Origin of the sequence: Paraburkholderia kirstenboschensis (assembly GCF_904848585.1) — a bacterium.
GTDB lineage: Bacteria > Pseudomonadota > Gammaproteobacteria > Burkholderiales > Burkholderiaceae > Paraburkholderia > Paraburkholderia kirstenboschensis.
Map to the genome: position 1 here is coordinate 17378 of NZ_CAJHCR010000025.1, position 19089 is coordinate 36466.

Genomic DNA, 19089 nt, shown 5'->3' on the forward strand with positions numbered 1-19089 from the left:
GCCTCCGCAACGAGGCGCACGCGTCGAACGAGCAGAGCTGCCCATGGCAAAGGCTCGGCCTGCATGAACGCCTCGAGAGCTTCGGCATGACGAAGTGCGTCATCCCACTCAGCGCCTTCGATGCCGGCCTCCATTGCATGGATGTGGAAGCGTAGAACGGATTGAGCGAGGCAAGGCTGCGAGGGTCGGGTGCGGCTGACCGCCCGGAGGGCAACGCCCGGCCCAGATGGAATGGACACCGCCCTCCCCTCGGGGACGTGGGCATGATTGAGGGCCTCCAGAACCGAACGGCATCAATGTGCCAGAGTGGAGTTTCGACACGTCCACTTGAGGAACGGAGGCCCCAAATGAATGTTACGACTTATGGACTGGATGTTGCAAAGCGGGTATTCCAGATGTACTGGGTCGATGCACAAACCGGTGAGGTTGCCAATCGCCGGTTCGGACGCGACGATCTGATCGCATTTCTGGCCCAACGCCCTCCGGGTCGAGTGGCCCTTGAGGCTTGTGGAAGCGCTCACTGGTGGGCACGTAAGATTCAGTCGCTTGGCCACAAGGTAGTGTTGCTGCATGCCCAGTTTATCCGGCCATTCGTGCAAACGCTTTCTCCTTCCCGAAGCGCTTGATGACTACGTGACCGACACCAATCCTGTGCGCGTGGTGGATGTCTTTGTGGATGAGCTCGATCTTCAGAAGCTCGGGTTTGAAGGTGTTGAGCCAGCGCTGACCGGCCGGCCTTCGTATCATCCGGAGGTGATGCTCAAGATCTATATCTACGGTTACCTGAACCGTATTCAATCCAGCCGTCGCCTTGAACGCGAGGCCCAGCGCAACGTCGAACTGATGTGGCTCACCGGACGCCTGGCGCCGGACTTCAAGACCATTGCGCGGTTCCGTAAAGACAACGGCAAAGCGATCCGCAGCGTCTGCCGTCAGTTCGTCGTGCTATGCCAGCGTCTGGACCTCTTCGCCGAAGCGATCGTTGCGATCGACGGCAGCAAGTTCAAGGCGGTGAACCACCGCGACCGCAATTTCACGAGCGCCAAGCTCGAACGACGCATGCGCGACATCGAGTCAAGTATCGCTCGCTATCTCGAGGCAATGGACACAGCGGATCGTCAGGAGCCTGCAATTGCGACGGCCAGAACAGCGCGACTGCAGGACAAGATTGCGGCCTTGAAGGAACAGATGCGAAGCCTCAAGGAGATCGAGGTCCAACTCAACGCGGCACCCGACAAACAGGTATCGCTCACGGATCCGGATGCCCGTTCGATGAAGACACGAGGAACGGGAGTCGTCGGCTACAACGTCCAGACGGCGGTGGACACGAAGCACCATTTGATCGTCGCGCACGTCGTTACTAATGATGGCATTGATCGTGATCGGTTGACGTCGATGGCGAAGCTTGCCCGTGCAGAGATGGGTGTCGACAAGCTCACCGCAGTTGCGGATCGCGGCTACTACAAGAGCGAGGAGATACTCGCATGCCATGAGGCTGGGATAAGCGTGTTCGTTCCGAAGACGGTGACATCGAGCGCAACGGCTCACGGCCGCTTCGGCAAGGATGACTTCATTTACAACGCCCAGACGAATGAATATCGGTGCCCGGCCGGCGAGCGGCTCATCTGGCGATTCTCGACCGTTGAGCGCGGCCTGAAGATCAGTAAGTACTGGAGTTCGAATTGCCAGCAATGTCCGCTCAAAGGGGACTGCACGCCGGGCCCTCAACGTCGCGTGACGCGCTGGGAACACGAAGCTGTTCTTGATGAGATGCAGGTGCGACTTGATCATGCGCCTGAGATGATGCGCATCCGGCGACAGACTGTCGAGCACCCGTTCGGCACGATCAAGGCATGGATGGGTGCCACTCATTTCCTGACACGGACCATCGGGCGGGTGAGCACGGAGATGAGCTTGCACGTGCTGGCGTACAACATGAAGCGGGCGATCAAGCTACTCGGTTCAGAAGCGGTTATGAAGGCGATGAGGGCGTGATGCCCGTACGGGGTTGTTGACCCTTTGCGATGTGTTCGACCGTGATTTGACGTTTGGGTTGCCGCAATCGAAAAGCCGTGACCTGCGCCGAGACAGGTTTCGTCAATTCCCAGTCGCCAGCCGTTTTGACACACTCTGGGCCAGGAACGGACGTCGACGTACCAGCTTAGGATCGCTCCGAAGCGGACTCTCGCGAACTGTTTCGCGTAGCTTGCGCGCACCGGGGAGGTCCAGGAACCTTGAGTGCGGGGAACGTGAACCCCGCGGAGTTCGGTTAGCCCCGATCTGATTCACGCGTCGCGCTGATCAGTTTCGCGCGACGTGGACGCTCTTCAAACGTGCGCGACACAAGCAAGTCACCCGGCAACGACGACGGCAATGTCCGCAGCATGTTCGCGCTGAATCCCGCGACGCGGCGCGGGCGCGCGAGGCCGCGCGCTTAAATTTTCACGCTTTCGGTTTAATGTTCTGGTTGACTCGGAACAGGTTATTGGGATCGTACTTCGCCTTGATCGAGGCAAGGCGCGTGTAGTTCTCGCCGTAGCTCAGTTCGACTCGGTTCTCGGCCTCGTCGGCGTCCAGGAAGTTCACGTAGGCGCCTTCCAGATTGAACGGGTGGATAGCCCCCCAGTAGGCACGGCCCCAGGTCTTAAGCGCCTCGGCGTCCTTGGGATCCGGGCTGACAGCCGCAATTACCATCGAAAATGACGCGTCCCGCGCGCTCCACGGCGTGGCATCCTTGGCGACCCGCCGAACGGCGCCGTCTATGGGGTAAAGGTGCATCAGGCAGAAGGGGGTCGGTGCTTCGAGCGCGTTGGCGATATGCACGTCGATCGCCTCGTCAGGCAGCGCCTTGACGAAGTCGCCCTTCCAGTACCACTGCAAGCCCTTAGGGAAGAACGGGTCGAACAGCGTGTTGATGGCAGTCCACGGCATCTCGCCCATCCAGTTGAACAGCGGGGTGGGCAGTTTCTCGAGCAGCGAGGTCATGAGCTGCTGACCCTCTGCGATCGGCCCGTTGAAAGCACCGATCAGAGCACAGGCGCGTTTGTTCCAGTGCTCCTTAGGGAAGGGATCGGTTGGAGGCACAGTTTTGAGGCCGACAAAGAGACCAAGCTCTTCGGGGGCGTGTGGGATGAAGTCGCGGTACATCGCCATAACTTGCCTGGCTTCCTTGGCGTCCCAGAAGATCGGACCGGCGAACACCATTTTGGCTGGGTGGGCCTGAAATAGAAAACTTGTGACCACGCCGAAGTTTCCGCCGCCACCGCGCACCGCCCAGAAGAGGTCAACGTGCTTGTCCTTGTTAGCGGTGACAAAAGAGCCGTCGGCCAGCACCACATCCACCTCTACCAAATTGTCCACCGTGAGGCCGTGCTTGCGCGTGAGGTAGCCGGTTCCTCCGCCCAAGGTCAGACCTGCGACCCCCGTGCTGCCGACGATGCCGAGTGGTACGGCGAGGCCAAAGGCGTGGGTCGCGTGATCGACATCCGCTGCAGTGCAGCCTGGATCGACACGCACGGTGCGGCTCGCTGGGTCGACGCGCACGCTGCGCATCTGCGACAGGTCGACGACCAGCCCACCGTCGCAACTGCCCAAACCGGGACCGTTGTGTCCGCCTCCGCGGATTGCGAGAAGCAGTTTGTTTTCGCGCGCGTAGTTGACCGCCGCTATGACATCGGCGGCGTCGGTGCAGCGAGCGATCACCTTGGGCCGCTTATCGATCATGCCGTTGTACAGCGCTCGCGCCTCGTCGTAGTCCTTGTCTGACGGACCGATCAGCCTCCCGCGAAATTCCTGAATCGCAAACTCGCCCATGACGCTGCCTCCTTGAAGAGTTAATCCATCGCGCGCCCGCGCGACGACGCGCTGCCGTACCAAGAAGCCTCGCGCCGAACTGTCGACAAGAACGACCTCGGCGCGTGGGATCGATCGGCATCTACGCACCTATCCGGTAGCCGTTCGCGAGCTTAGCCTCGCACCCCACTTGATGAAAAGCATAGTGCCCCGACGCAATTGCCGGAAGGAACTTCCGATCGACGACACTGACAGCAAGACGAGCGAGCAACCAGTCGAATGAAACCCGACCCATCGGCGGCCGCTCTGTCCACGGGTGCGGCCGACCGCCAAGAGGGCAACGCCCGGGCCAATTGCGAACGTTGGGTGAAGGCGCCAGGATTTTCCATCGCTTCCCAGGTTTACTGCGGCGGCACAGTGACTACACTAGGTAAGGCTCGCGGATATCAAGTGCGCGGCCTGCTCAATGAGTTGCACACACTCCACGCTGCCGGAGAGGAGGCTGCACACATTGTTTGTGCGGCGTGCTCGTCTCGTTGGTACATCAAACAGGAGGATCCATGGCAGGCAAAGAACCGCGATGGAGTGGATCGAGACGACACGCGTTGGTGGTGTGGTGGTTCGACAAGAGATCACGCGATGGCCGACGATCTGACGAGATGGCTGGTGCAGGTTGGGCTCGGTGGGCACGCTGCGACGTTCGCCTCGCACGGGATCGACTGGGATGTGCTTGGCGACCTCTCGGAACAGGACTTAAAAGAGCTTGGTCTGCCTCTGGGCGATCGGAAGCGGCTGCTGAAAGCGCTCGCGGCGCTGACCGACGCACGGACTCCATCTCGCGAACGCGAATTAGAGCGGCAGGAACAGCCTCCGTCTTCTGCGGCCGGAGCCCTCGAGGCTGAGAGGCGACAGCTCACCGTGATGTTCGTCGACCTGATCGACTCGACGCCGCTAACAGAGCGGTTCGATCCGGAGGACATGCGACGCGTGCTCAGGGTCTTTCACCAAGTCTGCGCAAGCGCGATCGATGCCCATGAGGGCCATATCGCGCAATATATTGGTGACGGAGTACTCGTCTATTTCGGCTACCCTCACGCGCATGAAGACGATGCCGTGCGCGCGGTAGTCGCTGGTCTCGCTGTCATCTCAGCTCTTCGTCAGGCTAATGATCATATAGAAGCCGAGGACGGCGTGCGTCTGCAGGTGCGTGTCGGGATCGAGACGGGTCTGGTCGTCGCCGGCGAAATCGGCGCCGGATCCTCGCTGAATCGGCAGGCAGTCGTCGGGGAGACCCCAATCGTCGCTGCTAGGCTGCAATCTCTGGCTCCGCCCGACGCGATCGTCGTCGGCCCAGCCACCGAGCGGTTGATCCAAGGATCGTTTTTGCTTGAAAGCCTTGGCAGGCGCGAGTTGAAGGGTATCTCCGGTCCTGTCCAGGTCCATCGCGTGCTGGCGCAGACAGACGCTGTAGACCGCTTCGAAATCAGGGCGGCCCACGGGATGACGCCGCTCATCGGCCGGACGGCCGAAATCGACATGCTTCGGCAGCGCTGGACGCAGAGCGCCGATGGGGAAATGCGCTGCGTGCTGCTGACTGGGGAGCCGGGGATTGGAAAGTCTCGCCTGCTGCGGGCGTTCCGCGACAGCATCAGTGCGGACGCGCATGAGGTCGTTTCGTTGCACTGTTCCCCGTACTATCGCGACAGCCCGTTCTGGCCGGTGATACAACGGCTGCAACGCGCCTTTGACCTGGATCCCAAGGCGCTCATCGCTTCCGATGTCAGACGGCTGGAGGCCGGGCTCGGCGCGTTCGGTGTCGATGTTGAGGAGACGATCCTCGTGCTCACGACCTTGCTTGGGATTCCGACGGCCGAGCGGTATCCGGCGATCGACGCTTCCTCCCCTTCCTTTAAACGGCGAACCCTCGATGTGCTCGTCGCGATGATCGAAAAGAAGACGCATCTTCAGCCGGTTCTCGTAGTCGTCGAAGACGTGCATTGGATCGATCCGTCGTCGCTGGAGTTCGTGCGGCTGATGCTGGAGCAACTGGTGGCGGCCCGGCTGCTGGTGCTGCTCACGGCGCGGCCCGAATTCAAGCCCGGATGGGCGTACCCTCATCTCGTGCAGGTCAATCTCGATCGGCTCTCGCGACGGGACAGCATCGCGATGATCGAACGGCTGACCGATGGCAAGCCGCTTCCACGCCTGTTGCTGGATCAGATTGTCGCGAAGACGGACGGCGTGCCACTTTTCGTCGAGGAACTGACGAAGACCGTGCTCCAGGGCGACCTGTTGCACGATGCCGGCAAAAGCTACGAATTGAAAGGGGCGCCACAGGCGATTGCGATTCCGGACACGCTGCAGGGCTCGCTGCTGTCGCGCCTCGATCGACTGGAGCCGGGTGTGAAGGAGACCGCCCAGATTGCGGCGACAGTCGGACGGGAATTCGGCCGGAGGCTCCTCGCCCTGATCACCTCCAGGCCCGAAAACGAACTGCAGGAAACGCTTGATCGCCTGACTACGGCAGAAATCATTCTGCCGGCTCCAGGTAAGCCAGAGGATGGGGGCGCATATCTGTTCCGTCATGCGCTGATCCAGGAAATCGCATACCAATCCCTGTTGCTTGCGCGCCGCCGCCAGTACCATGGCCTGATTGCCGCTGCTCTCGAGCAGCATTACCCCGAAATAGTCGAGCGGCAGCCGGAACTGATCGCCCAGAATCTCGCTGCCGCCAACCTGCCGGATCGCGCGCTCAGCTATTGGCAGCGTGCGGGCGAACGGGCGCTTGCGCGCGCAGCCTACGAAGAGGCCATCGCCGATGCGCAGCGCGGGCTTCAATTGGCAGAAGGTCTCTTGCTCGGCGAGCACGATCGGGCTATCCGTACGTTGCCTCTGCTTCTGATACGAGGCGGGGCGGAGCACAGACTGGGGCGCCGGGATGCGAGTGAAACCTTTCTGCAGGCCGCTCAGATTGCTCGGGTAGAGAAGCTATCGTCGTATTTCGCGCAGGCGGCGTTGGCGTACGACAACACGGAGATGTTTCTCGGCGGCTCCGGAGAGGCATCGATTGCCTTGCTGGAAGAGGCGCTCGCTTCGACAGGCACCGAGGAAACAGTTGAGCGTTCTCGCCTGTTGAGCCGACTGGTCCGTACCCTTCACATGACCGGTGCATTCCGACGAGGAGGCGAAATGGCTCGCCAGTCTGTCGCACTCGCGAGACGCCTGGGAGATTTACAAAGCCTGTTCGACGTCTTGCTGTGCGAGGTGATGCATGTCGGCGCCCGCCCTTTGCCGGCGGCGAAATTCCCAGAGCGTCGGAGCGTGCTGGAGGAACTCCGTCAGATCGCCGACGATCTCCGTGATGACCATTCCATTAGCCAGGCTTGCGCTCGAAGCCTCACGGGCTACCTCGAGATCGGAGACGTTCAAGGCTTCGAGAACGCCCTGGAAAGGTACCAGGAAGTTGCCACGAGTGGCCAACAATTCGTGGACAAGTGGTGTGTGACCTGTACACGGGCGATGCAGGCCATCCTCGTCGGTGACTTCGCGCTGGCGGAGCGCAAGGCGGAAGAATCCTTAGCGCTGGCGGAGAGCGTCGACGCGAAATTCGCGGCGGGCGTCTACGGCATGCAGATGTTCACGATACGCCGGGAACAAAGCCGGCTCGCTGAGGTCGCCCCGCTGCTCAAACGGTTTGTCGACGAGCATCCTGAAAACGCGACCTGGCGGCCAGGCCTGATGTTGATTGCCAGCGATCTCGGCTTCGAAGCGCAAGCCCGCCGCAATCTCGATGGGCTGGCGGAATCCGAATCGTGCATTCCCATGGACAGCAGGCGGCTCGTTACGTTGACTTACCTTGCGGAAGTCGCTGCCCGGCTGCGCGAAATCGGGCACGCCGAGCGCGTCTACGCGTTTCTTCTGCCTTTCCGGGATCAGGTAGTAACCGTTCCTGCCTTCACCCTATGCTGCGGATCGGCGGCGCGGTACCTCGGCATGCTCGCCGGCGCCCTTGGCGATTGGTCTGCTGCCGAAGAGCATTTCGAATACGCATTGCGTATGGATGAGCGCTTGCGGGCGTGGCCATGGTTGGCGCATAGCCGGCACGAATTCGCTGTCATGCTGTCGGCCCGCAATCGCAAGGGTGACCGCGCATGGGCGGCAGATCTGCTCGCCACCGCGACTACGACGGCTAAGGAGTTAAAGATGTTTGCGCTTCTGGAGCGTATCGGCGGCGCCGCGAGCAACTCGGGACCTAGGAATTAGCACAGGGGTATTACATACTCATATTGCACAGCCGAAAGTCCGGCAACCAGGCACGACTACCGGAGAACACCATGCCGCGTTTCCTGATTGAACGAAACTTCGCCGAGCAGATCGAGGTTAGTGGCGATTCCGCACAACTCCTCAAACAGATTAACGACGAAGAAGGCGTTAAATGGCTTTTCTCCTTTCTCAGCGCAGACAAGAAGAAAACCTATTGCCTGTACGAGGCACCCGACGGCGAAGCCATCCGCGCTGCCGCACGTCGTATGAATATGCCGGCCGATGTGATCGTCGAAGTCAGCGATTTGCGGCCGGAAATGTTCAACTAACGGCAGTAACCTGTCGGCGCGCCCGCAGATGTTGAAAGCGCTTCAGGAAATGGACAATGAGCCAATCTTCCGATAGGGGACCATCGCGGAGGCCCCGACTCGCATCTTGCGAACGACGCTTTGTCCAGTTGCCGGCCGACACGGCTGCACAAAGGACCGTTGCACCTTGGAGAGCTGCCGTTGAGGTCATGGTGGGTTGAGGGGCCGAAGTGGGTCGGGAATCGCCCGGTGGAGGGCATCGATGCGTTTGAAGGAACAGGGTTCCAGGCGTCGCAATGCACAGCGACGGGTGCGCCCACCTGTGCCTTAGCCCGCTTGTTCTCCGATCATGACGTAGAAATTATAGCCAGCGAAGAAGGTCCCCCCTTCACTAGCGCGAAGTTGTCCGGTAACGAACGCGTCCACTCTTTCAGGCGTCTCTGCGCCGGCTTTTGGCAACAGAACAGAGAACGATTGCAGCGCCGCTAGAAAGAAGTCCGCATGTCCGATTTCAGTAAGAGCCCATCCGTGGCTATCCACTAGCTTGAGGTGCGCGTCTTTAAACATCGTCGGCAGTCTTCGCAATACGCGTGGGTTTGCTATCAGTGCAGAAATGATCTTGTTGTCCATGTCGGGATCAGTGCCGAACGTTAATGTGGCGTAGTCACCGTCAAAAACCACCACTTTTCCACCGGGTCTGACGACGCGTGCTGCTTGTCGGATGACTTCGTCCGGCTCCGGTACATGGCTGATCAGCGTGTGCGCGATGACCATGTCGAATGTCCCGTCCGGAAACCCAAGCTTTTGTGCATCGTCCACCAACCACTGAATCCGATCCGCAAAGCCCTGTTGTGCGGCGACGCGTTTGCCGGTCTCGATGAGTATCGGGCTTATGTCTACCGCAGTAACCTTCCCCGCAAAGGATGGCTGGCGAAGGAGTTCGCGAACTTCAACTCCCGTTCCACAGCCGAGAGCAAGCACGTCCCGAGCGGCGGTAAGGTCCAGAGCGCCGAGGTATTGGTGCAGCATGTCCATGTACCGATCGCTGTTCGATCGTGCTTCCAGTCGCGTCGCGATCACCTCGACCGTTGGCGCATCGAGTTGGTGAGTGCGGCCGTACACATCACGGAAAGACATGTTTCGTCCTCGCTTGGCTGGAGCTGGCAATGCATGAAGCGGGTCCGCTGCTGCGGCGCTCCCTGGCGCCGCGTAGTTGGTGGCCGCACGGCAAACGGTGTGGCCCAATATAGGTGGTTAGCTTGAACCACGCAAAGGCTTAACTGGTCCGGTTTCATCGCAAAGTCAGAACTACACGATATGTGACCGCGTGCGGCCATGAAGCGTCATTCGCGGACGGCGCTGACCCGTCGTTCAGGCGACGGCTCCCCAGCGTACAACGGCCGTTCCGAAGGACTCTGGCATGTCGATCCTCGCACTTGACGCCGATCAGCTAGCGTTTGCGCGAGGTCAGAAATAGGCGAAAAAAGCGCTTCAAACACCTACGGTGAGGCAGTCTTCGCGCGACCGACTTGATTCTCGAGGATCCACAAACGTTGTTCCGCTGACCGCCACTTTACGGAATCACCCCAGTTTCTTGTAAGTGGCTCAAGCTTCCACTCGCGCCGGCGAGCTGCATCAGACCGGAAATCAACGGTCGAGGAGCTCCGTGCAATCGAGGCACATACGGGAAATGCATCTGGAGCCGCATGGTGAGCTTGTCACCTGAACGAAGGGTGAACACCAGATAGCCGGGCTCTCCACCGTTCGGTTCGGCTTGGTTGGAGCAGCGGCGGTCGCCTCTTCAGTCGGAACCTCGATAAATCTCCAATCAAGCACAGTTGCACCCTCAAGCAGGCCTTCTGGTCACCTTTCCGCTTTGTCTAAGAGAAGCGACATAGCGCGCGCTGCTTGGTCGAGTTCTAGCTTGTTATATTGATTAGGCATGTCTGGTTCGCCCGTTTTGAGTTCACAACAAGCTCCAGTTTTGACGGGATCTGCGTGAACCAACGGCGTTGCCAAAAAAAGATGCCGAAGCAAAGAAAAGCTGCCGGGTTGTCTCCATGGAAAACCCTCCGATTACGTCAGCCTCACTTTCCCCCCGTCGAACTCGCTAACGTCTTTCTCATGGCGTGTCTGCTGCCAATGGGTCGCGGTTGCGGCGAAAGGACGTCGGGGTCGGCGACGCGCGGAATAGGTCAGGAAGCTGTGCGGCTCTTGAGCGGTAGAATTTGCGTCAGGCAATACCGCCACCTGAACCAGGACAGAAAATATGAACCCGGCTCCGAGGACGCACGACGGTAGAGGCGAAACGGAGGAACTCTTCCGTATCCTGGTGCAAGGCGTCACGGACCATGCGATTTTCATGCTGTCTCCGGCCGGCGTCGTCACGAGCTGGAACATCGGCGCCGAACGGATCAAGGGCTATACGCAGTCAGAGATTGTTGGTGAGCATTTTTCCCGTTTCTATACCGACGAGGACAAGGCGGCCGGCGTGCCAGCCCTGATCCTTGCCGGCGCAGCGAAGACCGGCCGTGCCGAACGCGAAGGATGGCGGGTCCGCAAGGACGGTAGCCGTTTCTGGGCGCACGTCATAGTGGACGCGATCCGGGACGGTGAGGGTTTCCTGATCGGATTTGCAAAAGTCACGCGCGACATCACCGAGCGCAAGCAAGCTGCGGCGGCCCTGGAGAAAGCCAACGCGGCGCTCTTCCAGGCGCAGAAAATGGAGGCAATCGGGCGCCTGACAGGGGGCGTCGCCCATGACTTCAATAACCTGCTGGCGGTGCTCTCCAGCGGTCTGCAGGTGCTGACGATCCAGTCACCCACGCCGGTTCACAAGAAAATGATCGAAGGTATGCGGCGGGCGGTTGACCGCGGCGCCACGCTTACCCAGCAATTGCTTTCGTTCGCGCGCCAACAGCCTTTGCAGGCGCAGGTACACGACCTGAATGGATTGATCCGCGAGTTCGCGCCCATGCTTTCGCGCGCGGGCAGCCGTAGCACGCATGTTGAACTCGCCCTCCAGCCCGGGGATGCATTTGCATCGGTTGACGCAGCGCGCTTCGAGGCGGCGCTGCTCAATCTTGTTGTTAACGCGGTCGACGCGATGCCGGCCGGCGGTACCGTCACGATCGTCACCGATACAGTCGAGGCGGACGCGGCGAGGACCCCGGCGCTGCCGGTGGGACGCTACGTTCGCATTTCGATTTCGGATATCGGTACGGGCATGCCCGGCGACGTTCTTGCACAGGCGTTCGAGCCGTTTTTCACCACCAAGCAGCCGGGCAAGGGGACGGGACTGGGGCTGAGTCAGGTATACGGTTTCATTACCCAGTCAGGCGGCGACGTGCACCTCTCAAGCGAAGTGGGCAAGGGCACGACAGTTGATCTGTATCTGCCGGTCGCGCAGCCCGCAGCAGGCGTCGAGGTTCCGCCGGCGCCAAAGGCCGAGACGGTTCTGCTTGTCGAGGACGAGCCCGACCTGCTGGGTGCTGCGTCGGAGCTGCTGACAAGCATCGGCTATGACGTCGTGCCGGCAAGCAGTGCCTCAGAGGCAGTGGAAATTCTCCGGGAGCGCCGCGACATTGACGTTGTCGTCAGCGATGTTTCGATGCCCCACGGCGTGAGCGGGATCGAGCTTGCACGTCTGGTGCGCTCGGACTATCCGGAGATCAGGGTAGTGCTTACATCGGGATATGCGCCTGCCGCGCTTCGCGACGGGAAGGGCGGACTGAGCGATGTGCTATTCGTACCCAAGCCTTATCGCCTCGCGGATCTTGCAAAGGCGCTGCGAGCGTGAGTGGCCACTCCCCGCGTTCGCTGCACGTAAGCGCACCGCGCATTATCCCTTGCCGGTTGAGCGACTCGAATACGATGTAGCCCGCACTTGGCGTGGTTGATTGGCTGTAGAGCTCTCGATTTCAGCATCCCATTGACACTCCGTCGACATAGAGCCACGCTGGACCTGTGTCATACACCAGGTGTCGCGGGAATTCGTGACGCAGTTGGCGCAACCCTGCGCGAACTCTCGAGGGAACCACCCACCATGGTCATGGTGTTCGCCGCCGTTGCGATTGTGCTGGAAGCCGTGCTCATAGTGCTGTTGCTTGCACGCGAGGCGCGGCGCCAGAACGCCCGACAACACTCGGTGACGAGCAAGGAATGCGTAAGCGCCGCTGTTGCTCCAGCAGGAATCGCAACGTTGGCGTGGCACGTCGGGCGAGGCACGGTGGGCGAGAGCGCTCAACGCCCGTCGCTGGGAGCACGCGAGTTCCTCTGCGAGTGCTCTGAGACTGCTATCGATGACAAGATTGTCGGGCTCTCCACGCATGAGTCCGGACATTACGACGAGCGCGAAAGTGGAGCGCCAGAGCGGTCAATCGACGTAACCGGGCGAAAGGTACATGAACAATCGCATGGGGAAAGCGAAGCGCGTTTCAGCGCAATGGCGGATTCGGCTCCGGTGATGATCTGGATGTCGGACCGGGCCGGGCTGTGTATCTTTTTCAACAAGCCGTGGCTGAGTTTTACTGGGCGCACGCATGACCAGGAAGTCGGCCATGGGTGGTCAGAAGGCGTACATCCTGAGGATCTCGAGCGGTGCCTGGACGTCTATGTCACATCTTTTGACGCGCGCAAGGATTTCACAATGGAATACCGTCTGCGAAGGCGGGATGGCCAGTACCGCTGGATCCTCGATACGGGCGTGCCTAACGTCGGCGCCGACGGCGCATTTCTCGGCTATATCGGTTCTTGCATCGACATAACCGATCGCAGGCAGGTAGAAGACAAATTCCGCAGCGCGTTAGAATTCCTGCCGGTCGCGATTTTAATGGTCGATCAGCAAGGCCGGATCGCGCTGGCCAACGAGCAAACCGGAAAGCTCTTTGGGTATCGACTGGACGAGTTGGGCGGACAACCGGCGACGATGCTGGTTCCACAACTGTTGGTCGGCAGCGATTGCGCGCTGCAAACCGAGGTTTCGCGCGTGGAGCAGTCTGGGACAGTAGCAACCAGCGATCTGATGGCGCGGCGCAAGGACGGAACCGAATTCCTGATAGAAGCGGGACTTAATACGCTCCGGTTCGAAGATGAGTTGGCTACTCTCGCAGTCATCGTGGACAGGACCGAGCGGCTTGAACTTCATCGTAATCAGCAGGAACTTGCCCATCTGACGCGAATATCGACGATCGGCGAGCTGGCCACCTCGCTCGCACATGAGATCATCCAGCCTCTTACCGCCATCCGGAACAACGCGGAGGCAGCGCAGCGGTTTATTGCAATGGATCCTGTCGATCTGGACGAAATGCGTGAAGCGTTGAGAGACATTGTTGAGGCCGACGAACGCGCGAGCGAAGTCATCCGGCGCATTCGCGCGCTCGTCAGGAAAGGCGAGCGGGAAGTCGCACCGCTGAAGCCAGCCACTGTCGTCCGCGACGTCTTGCTGCTGCTGCGCAGCGACGCGATTGCCCGCGGCGTACGCATGTCACTCCACGTCGATGGAAATGTACCGGAGGTATTCGGCGACAGGGTGCAACTGCAGCAGGTCCTGCTCAATCTCCTGCTCAACGCGTTCGACGCCATGAACGATCTTCCAGCTAGCAGTCGTATGGTGACCGTAGTTGTAACGGTCGAGAGCCCTCTCGTAGTGCGTGTTGCAGTGCGCGATTGCGGGACCGGCCTGCCCAGCGGCGAACGGTCCGGCATGATCTTCAAACCATTCTTTAGCTCAAAGCGCGATGGTCTTGGGCTTGGACTGTCCATCAGCCGTTCAATCATCGAGCTGCACGGTGGGCGGCTATGGGCCGAGAATAACCCGGAGCGAGGCGCGACGTTCTGTTTCACCTTGCCCGCAGTGGAACCAGCGCATCAGTCATCTGGGAAACCGGATCGGTGAACGACTCGGCTAAGACGGACAATCCGTATCCGTCACAGTCTGGCCGGCGAACAAGCGAGGTCTGCGTCTGTTTCGGCCAGTTAACGAGTTAACGGTCCTCGAACTGCAACGGTTCGAGTGACGGCTTTGGGCTCGTTCACGGTCCGGCGGACGACGCACCGCCAGTAAGCTCATGCACGACGGGATGACCGGCAAGCTCCGGCCATCAAGCGACAATCGCGCAATAGGGTAGAACGACCGTCATAGTCTGCAAAGCGACTGACGTCAAAGCACACGACGATGGCCAGCGAAGAACTTTGCGATGTGAAAGCGCATCCATGATGCATAGGGCCCGGTGGCGAGTCGGCTGGGCTATTCGATGCAACCTGCAAGCAGGTGTGTTTTATGACCAATGCGGGCCGTGCGGCTGTGATTGTTGTCGACGCAGACGCGGGCTCAGGTTATTCGGTGATCGAGCCATTGGAGGCCCGGATGTTATTGCCAGACATAGCCAGCCGACGTGCTTGCTCGGGATCATTGGTAGACCCGTCTGCCCGACACAGCCGGCTGTTTCATCAGGCGGCGCCGGGAGCAAGCGCCGTGAAAAGCAGACGTGGATCGAAAGGCTTTTCGCACCGGGGATACCCGGCATACGCTGGATCAAGCGCGTCCGCGCCGTAGCCGGTCGTAAAGACGAAGCGCACGCCGCGTGCCGCCAGCCAGTCTGCGATTGCATATGATTTTTCGCCGTGCAGATCCACATCGAGCACGGCGCAGTCAAATGCGTCGCTGTTAGATTCGACGTACTTCAGAGCCTGGTCCATCCAGCCAATTGGTCCTACAATCTTTGCTCCCGCCTCTTCGATCAGGCCGCAAAGCGACTGTGCAACGAAAAAGTCATCTTCGACGACCAGGATCCGACGTCCCTGAAGTGGTGAATCCTGTCCCATCCGCTTTCCTCAGGTCTGCTCGCTACCCGACACGAGCTTGCGCTCAAACGGCATTTCAATCCTGCATGAAATTCCGTCGTTACCAAAGACTATTTCCGCTTTCGCCCGCAACGAGTAGGCCAACGCCTTTTCGATCAGCTGCCGCCCGTATCCGCGCTTTGAAGAATCGGGCGGGACTTGCAGGCCACTCTCGCGCCAGTCCAGGACGAGCAAGGACTGATCCTGAGGTAGGTCTTCAACGCGCCAACGAACATCAAGCTGTCCCTGACGGTCCTTCAGCGCCCCGTACTTCAGGGCGTTGGTCGCAAGTTCGTGGATGGCGAGCGCGATGTTCTGCACACACTCAAGCCCAAGGGGAACGCCCGGACCGGTGATGGCGATATTGTTCATGTCAGCTCCAGCAATCGTCTCGACCTCCATGCGCACGATGTCGCCCAGATCGACGTGTTCCCCCGTTGCCTTTCCAAGCAGCCCCTGCAGGCGTCCCAAGGGACGCAGTCGCGAGATATACGATTCAAGTGGTGGCTCAGTCGGCAATGTCTGACGCGCGATGGACTCGACGAGCGCAAGAAGATTACGGGTGCGATGCTGCAGTTCGGCAATGAGGACTTTCTGACGTGTTTCCGCGCGGGTAAGGCCCGTGATGTTCAGGAAGGTAACGACTACACCTTCAGCCCGCTTATCGCCGTTCCGGTAGGGCGCGAGGCGTACCAGATAATTGATTGCGCGATCCTTACTGTCGATACGGCGCTCGATCACACCACCCTCGGTCACGGTCCGCGCGATATCGCTGTCGAAGTGTGGCATGTGCAGCGGACTGGCCAGATCGGTGATGGGTCGCCCGCGGTCGGCCGGGCGGATATTGAACACTTCCGTCATGGCGGGGGTGAAACTGCGAATCACCAGCTGTCGGTCGAGGAACACCGTGGCTACCGCCGTGCTCTCAAACAGGTTCTGCAGGTCGCTGTTGGCGCGATCGAGTGCCTCGATCTTGCCGTTCAGCTCACTGTTGACCGTGTGCAACTCCTCGTTGAGCGAGACCAGTTCCTCCTTCGATGCCTCCAGCTCTTCGTTGGTAGACTGCATCTCCTCATTGACCGACACAAGTTCCTCGTTCGACGACTTGAGTTCCTCGAGCGCGGTCTCATACTCCTCGATCACCGATTGTAGGCGCTCGCGCGTTTCACGCAGTTCGCGTTCCATCTGCACGGTCGTACCATCGTGAGCGGCGTGAGCGCGACTCAATGCCTCTTCACGGCTGAGAACCGGCCCCTGATCAATGAATAGAACCAGGTAAAGCGACTCAACGCCAGGCCGGCTACTCAACGGCTCGATCGTCACAGTGACGATCTGTACGCGACCGTGGTCTTCCTCGACGGCGATGCCCTCGCGCGTTACCGGGCGGCCGGATTCCACTGCTTCCCGGAACACGGTGCGCAGTTCGAGACGAATGCCCTTTCGCGCCATGGTGAAAATCTGCCGCGACGGAACGCCCGCGGGCGGCTCAAGATATTTGCCGGTTCGCGCCGAGTAGTACACGACGTCACCGTCGCGATTGACGAGCACGTGGGGCGGTGAAAATCGCTCCAGCACGTGGGCGTCAACCATCTGGCGCAGGGCAACGCCGCCGACTTCCGTACGCCGCGCGGTGAAATCGCCCGGCTGACCGGTACGCATTGACGAGACCATCAGCGGAAGCCGTACGTGCGGCGCTGCAACCGAGCGACGACGGAAGATGCGATGTTTTTTCTCGACCGGGGCGAAGAGGTCGTCGAACTGGCTGACACTTTCCGAAGTGCCAAGGAACAGGTAGCCGTCGGCACGCAATGCGTAATGGAAGGTCGGAATCACCTGCGCCTGCACGTCCTGGCCGAAATAGATCAGCAGGTTGCGGCAGGACACCAGGTCAATTCGTGAAAAAGGTGGGTCACGAATGACGCTGTGCGGCGAGAAGATGCACAGGTCGCGCACTTCTTTCGCCACGACATAGCTCCCACCGTCGGGAATGAAAAAACGGTCGCGGCGCGCCGGTGATACGCCGTCAAGCAGCTGGCCGGGATATTTGGCTGCGCGCGCGACCGCGAGCGCATGTTCGTCGATATCGCTGGCGAATATCTGCACCCGGGGCACAGCCGTAAGCCTGTCCATCTGTTCGCGCAACAGGATTCCCAGCGAATAGACCTCCTCGCCGGTCGCGCAGCCAGGCACCCATACGCGTACCACGTCGTCCGCGCCGCGCTCTTCGAAGAGCTTCGGAATAACCAGGGTTGCAAGGTTCTCGAATGCTTCCGTATCGCGAAAGAAGTTGGTTACATTGATGAGCAGGTCGCGAAACAGCGCGCCGACTTCCTGCGGATCGCGTTCCAGGCGTTCGATGTAGGCCTCCACTGTCTCAATCTGGATCACCTGCATACGGCGCTGGACACGACGCATGAAAGTCTTCGTCTTGTAGCCACCAAAGTCGTGGCCCAGCTGGCTTCGAAGGATGTCGTAGAGTTTCTTACGCGCCTCGTCCAGCTGTTGCTGTTCGACCGCGTTCCTCGCAATCAGGGCAATGTCGTCCAGCACATAGGTGCTGCGGGCAAATTCGGCAAGTTTCGCTCCCATCTGTTCAACCGGGATAGCGAAGTCTACGAGGCCTGAGCCGATAGCGCTCTCCGGCATGCTCGGATGCTGAGGCCCGAACCCATCAGCAATCTGCGCCATGGTCAGGCCACCATGCTCCTTGATTGCCTTGACGCCCAGCGTCCCGTCGGAGTCGCCGCCAGACAGGACGATGCCTACCGCCAGCTCGCCGCGGTCGTTGGCCAGTTCGCTGAAGAAGATATCAATCGGCTTGCGTTCGCGTCGGCCCGCAATTTGTGCGCGGAGTCGGAGACGACCGTTCTCAATGCCGAGGATGACATCGGATGGCAGCACGTAGACGTTGCTTGCCTCAACCTGCATCCCGTCGGCCGCCACATGAACCGGTAGATCCGTATAGCGTGCTATGACCTCATGTAGCAGGCTTTCGCGTTCCGGGCCGAGATGCGTCACGATGACAAGGGCGACCCCCGGATTCGCGGGCATTCCGCGAAAGAAGCCGTCCAGCGCTTCTATCCCTCCGGCAGAAGCGCCAATGCCCGCAACTGGAAACCTCAACACGTCGCTCACGAGGGTCTCCCACGCCCTAGCGCCGCCACGTCTCGGGCGATTGATCCGGGGGCTGCGTCTGTCGGGCCGGCAACTTCGTCCCGGGAGGGCTGCGGGTTCAAAGACTGCGCTTCCAGCAACCGGAGGGCTTCGCGGATCACTTCGCTCACAGTTCGGTATCTGCCGGAGGCCACCTGTTCGCTGACAAACTCACACAGGTGCTTGGTCAGCGATACGCTGAGAGCAAATTTGCTGGACATCGGATGATCCTTCCAAAGGGGATTCATCGAGGGTACTACCTTGTCACACCCGCGTCCACCGGCGCAAGTCTGCTGTCGCCCGTCTCCGAGCGCGTGCGATCTCGCCGGGGCGCCTCCGGTGTACAACGGAAGGCCAAGGCGGACTGTCCTTTCCGGGTGAGAGCCATGCCATCCGCACAACTGGCCGACTGTCGTTAGTGCGGCGGGCGTGGAAGACTGGCGATGCAGTGCGGCCGGAAATCGGCTGCAGAGGTTGGACTCCTGAGATTCCCCAACATCACTCATCCACCAAATGGGGAGCGGGACATTCCAGCGGCGGCGACACACCGGAAAGTCGCCTTTCGTCGGAACATGATCAAATCACCTATTCGGCAAATCTCCACCTATATTTACAACACCCGGGGCGCACCACATCGTTGTCTTGATTCCCTCAGTGCAGAGGCTCGCGCATGCCGCGTTTGCGCGCTCGTTTGCCGACTCAAATCGTCCATGACGGAGGTGATCCTGGC

The 19089-nt window shown here is 60.1% G+C and carries 10 protein-coding genes and 1 pseudogene; 6 read left to right on the forward strand and 5 right to left on the reverse strand.

Annotated elements, in window-relative coordinates:
• Window positions 1-347: 347 nt before the first annotated feature.
• A pseudogene (locus JMY24_RS34785) lies at window positions 348-602 on the forward strand (IS110 family transposase); the annotation flags it as partial.
• Complete coding sequence (locus tag JMY24_RS34790; RefSeq protein ID WP_128598336.1) at window positions 571-1995, forward strand: IS1182 family transposase; 1425 nt, start codon at window positions 571-573, stop codon at window positions 1993-1995. The pseudogene JMY24_RS34785 and the gene JMY24_RS34790, both read left to right, overlap by 32 nt.
• 447 nt (window positions 1996-2442) lie before the next feature.
• On the opposite strand, the gene JMY24_RS34795 is transcribed toward JMY24_RS34790, so the two are convergent.
• Window positions 2443-3813, reverse strand: coding sequence for an FAD-binding oxidoreductase (locus JMY24_RS34795; RefSeq protein ID WP_201703778.1), 1371 nt, complete (start codon window positions 3811-3813; stop codon window positions 2443-2445).
• Between the two features lie 618 nt (window positions 3814-4431).
• Between JMY24_RS34795 and JMY24_RS34800 the strand changes: the two genes are divergently transcribed.
• Window positions 4432-8055: an adenylate/guanylate cyclase domain-containing protein gene (locus JMY24_RS34800; protein WP_201703780.1), complete on the forward strand. Its 3624-nt coding sequence runs from the start codon at window positions 4432-4434 to the stop codon at window positions 8053-8055.
• A gap of 71 nt (window positions 8056-8126) precedes the next feature.
• Window positions 8127-8384: a DUF4242 domain-containing protein gene (locus tag JMY24_RS34805; RefSeq protein ID WP_128598441.1), complete on the forward strand. Its 258-nt coding sequence runs from the start codon at window positions 8127-8129 to the stop codon at window positions 8382-8384.
• A gap of 306 nt (window positions 8385-8690) precedes the next feature.
• Here JMY24_RS34805 and JMY24_RS34810 read toward each other — a convergent pair whose 3' ends face one another.
• Window positions 8691-9500: a methyltransferase domain-containing protein gene (locus tag JMY24_RS34810; protein WP_201703782.1), complete on the reverse strand. Its 810-nt coding sequence runs from the start codon at window positions 9498-9500 to the stop codon at window positions 8691-8693.
• A gap of 1132 nt (window positions 9501-10632) precedes the next feature.
• Between JMY24_RS34810 and JMY24_RS34815 the strand changes: the two genes are divergently transcribed.
• Together JMY24_RS34815 and JMY24_RS34820 are read left to right on the forward strand one after the other, a co-directional pair.
• Window positions 10633-12162 (forward strand): PAS domain-containing sensor histidine kinase, encoded by a 1530-nt coding sequence (locus JMY24_RS34815; protein ID WP_201703784.1) that lies wholly within the window; start codon window positions 10633-10635, stop codon window positions 12160-12162.
• A gap of 246 nt (window positions 12163-12408) precedes the next feature.
• The gene (locus JMY24_RS34820) at window positions 12409-14259 is read left to right on the forward strand and encodes a PAS domain-containing sensor histidine kinase (protein WP_201703786.1); all 1851 of its coding nucleotides are present in this window, start codon (window positions 12409-12411) and stop codon (window positions 14257-14259) included.
• A 554-nt stretch (window positions 14260-14813) separates the two neighbouring features.
• On the opposite strand, the gene JMY24_RS34825 is transcribed toward JMY24_RS34820, so the two are convergent.
• The 3 genes from JMY24_RS34825 to JMY24_RS39475 are packed head-to-tail and all read right to left on the reverse strand — an operon-like array spanning window position 14814 to window position 18865.
• Window positions 14814-15188: a response regulator gene (locus tag JMY24_RS34825; protein ID WP_128598445.1), complete on the reverse strand. Its 375-nt coding sequence runs from the start codon at window positions 15186-15188 to the stop codon at window positions 14814-14816.
• Between the two features lie 9 nt (window positions 15189-15197).
• Window positions 15198-18341, reverse strand: a complete 3144-nt coding sequence (locus JMY24_RS34830; protein WP_201703788.1) for a CheR family methyltransferase — start codon at window positions 18339-18341, stop codon at window positions 15198-15200.
• Entirely contained in the window at window positions 18338-18865 is a 528-nt protein-coding gene (locus JMY24_RS39475; protein WP_328809321.1) for a type II toxin-antitoxin system ParD family antitoxin, read from the reverse strand. The genes JMY24_RS34830 and JMY24_RS39475 overlap by 4 nt, the downstream gene beginning before the upstream one ends.
• Window positions 18866-19089: the final 224 nt, after the last annotated feature.

What these genes read in the sequence shown, in the direction of transcription:
- JMY24_RS34815 (WP_201703784.1), top strand. Translation starts at nt 10,633, where the DNA reads ATGAACCCGGCTCCGAGGACGCACGACGGTAGAGGCGAAACGGAGGAA.
- JMY24_RS34795 (WP_201703778.1), bottom strand. Translation starts at nt 3,813, where the DNA reads ATGGGCGAGTTTGCGATTCAGGAATTTCGCGGGAGGCTGATCGGTCCG.
- JMY24_RS39475 (WP_328809321.1), bottom strand. Translation starts at nt 18,865, where the DNA reads ATGAGTGATGTTGGGGAATCTCAGGAGTCCAACCTCTGCAGCCGATTT.
- JMY24_RS34820 (WP_201703786.1), top strand. Translation starts at nt 12,409, where the DNA reads ATGGTCATGGTGTTCGCCGCCGTTGCGATTGTGCTGGAAGCCGTGCTC.
- JMY24_RS34790 (WP_128598336.1), top strand. Translation starts at nt 571, where the DNA reads ATGCCCAGTTTATCCGGCCATTCGTGCAAACGCTTTCTCCTTCCCGAA.
- JMY24_RS34825 (WP_128598445.1), bottom strand. Translation starts at nt 15,188, where the DNA reads ATGGGACAGGATTCACCACTTCAGGGACGTCGGATCCTGGTCGTCGAA.
- JMY24_RS34810 (WP_201703782.1), bottom strand. Translation starts at nt 9,500, where the DNA reads ATGTCTTTCCGTGATGTGTACGGCCGCACTCACCAACTCGATGCGCCA.
- JMY24_RS34800 (WP_201703780.1), top strand. Translation starts at nt 4,432, where the DNA reads ATGGCCGACGATCTGACGAGATGGCTGGTGCAGGTTGGGCTCGGTGGG.
- JMY24_RS34805 (WP_128598441.1), top strand. Translation starts at nt 8,127, where the DNA reads ATGCCGCGTTTCCTGATTGAACGAAACTTCGCCGAGCAGATCGAGGTT.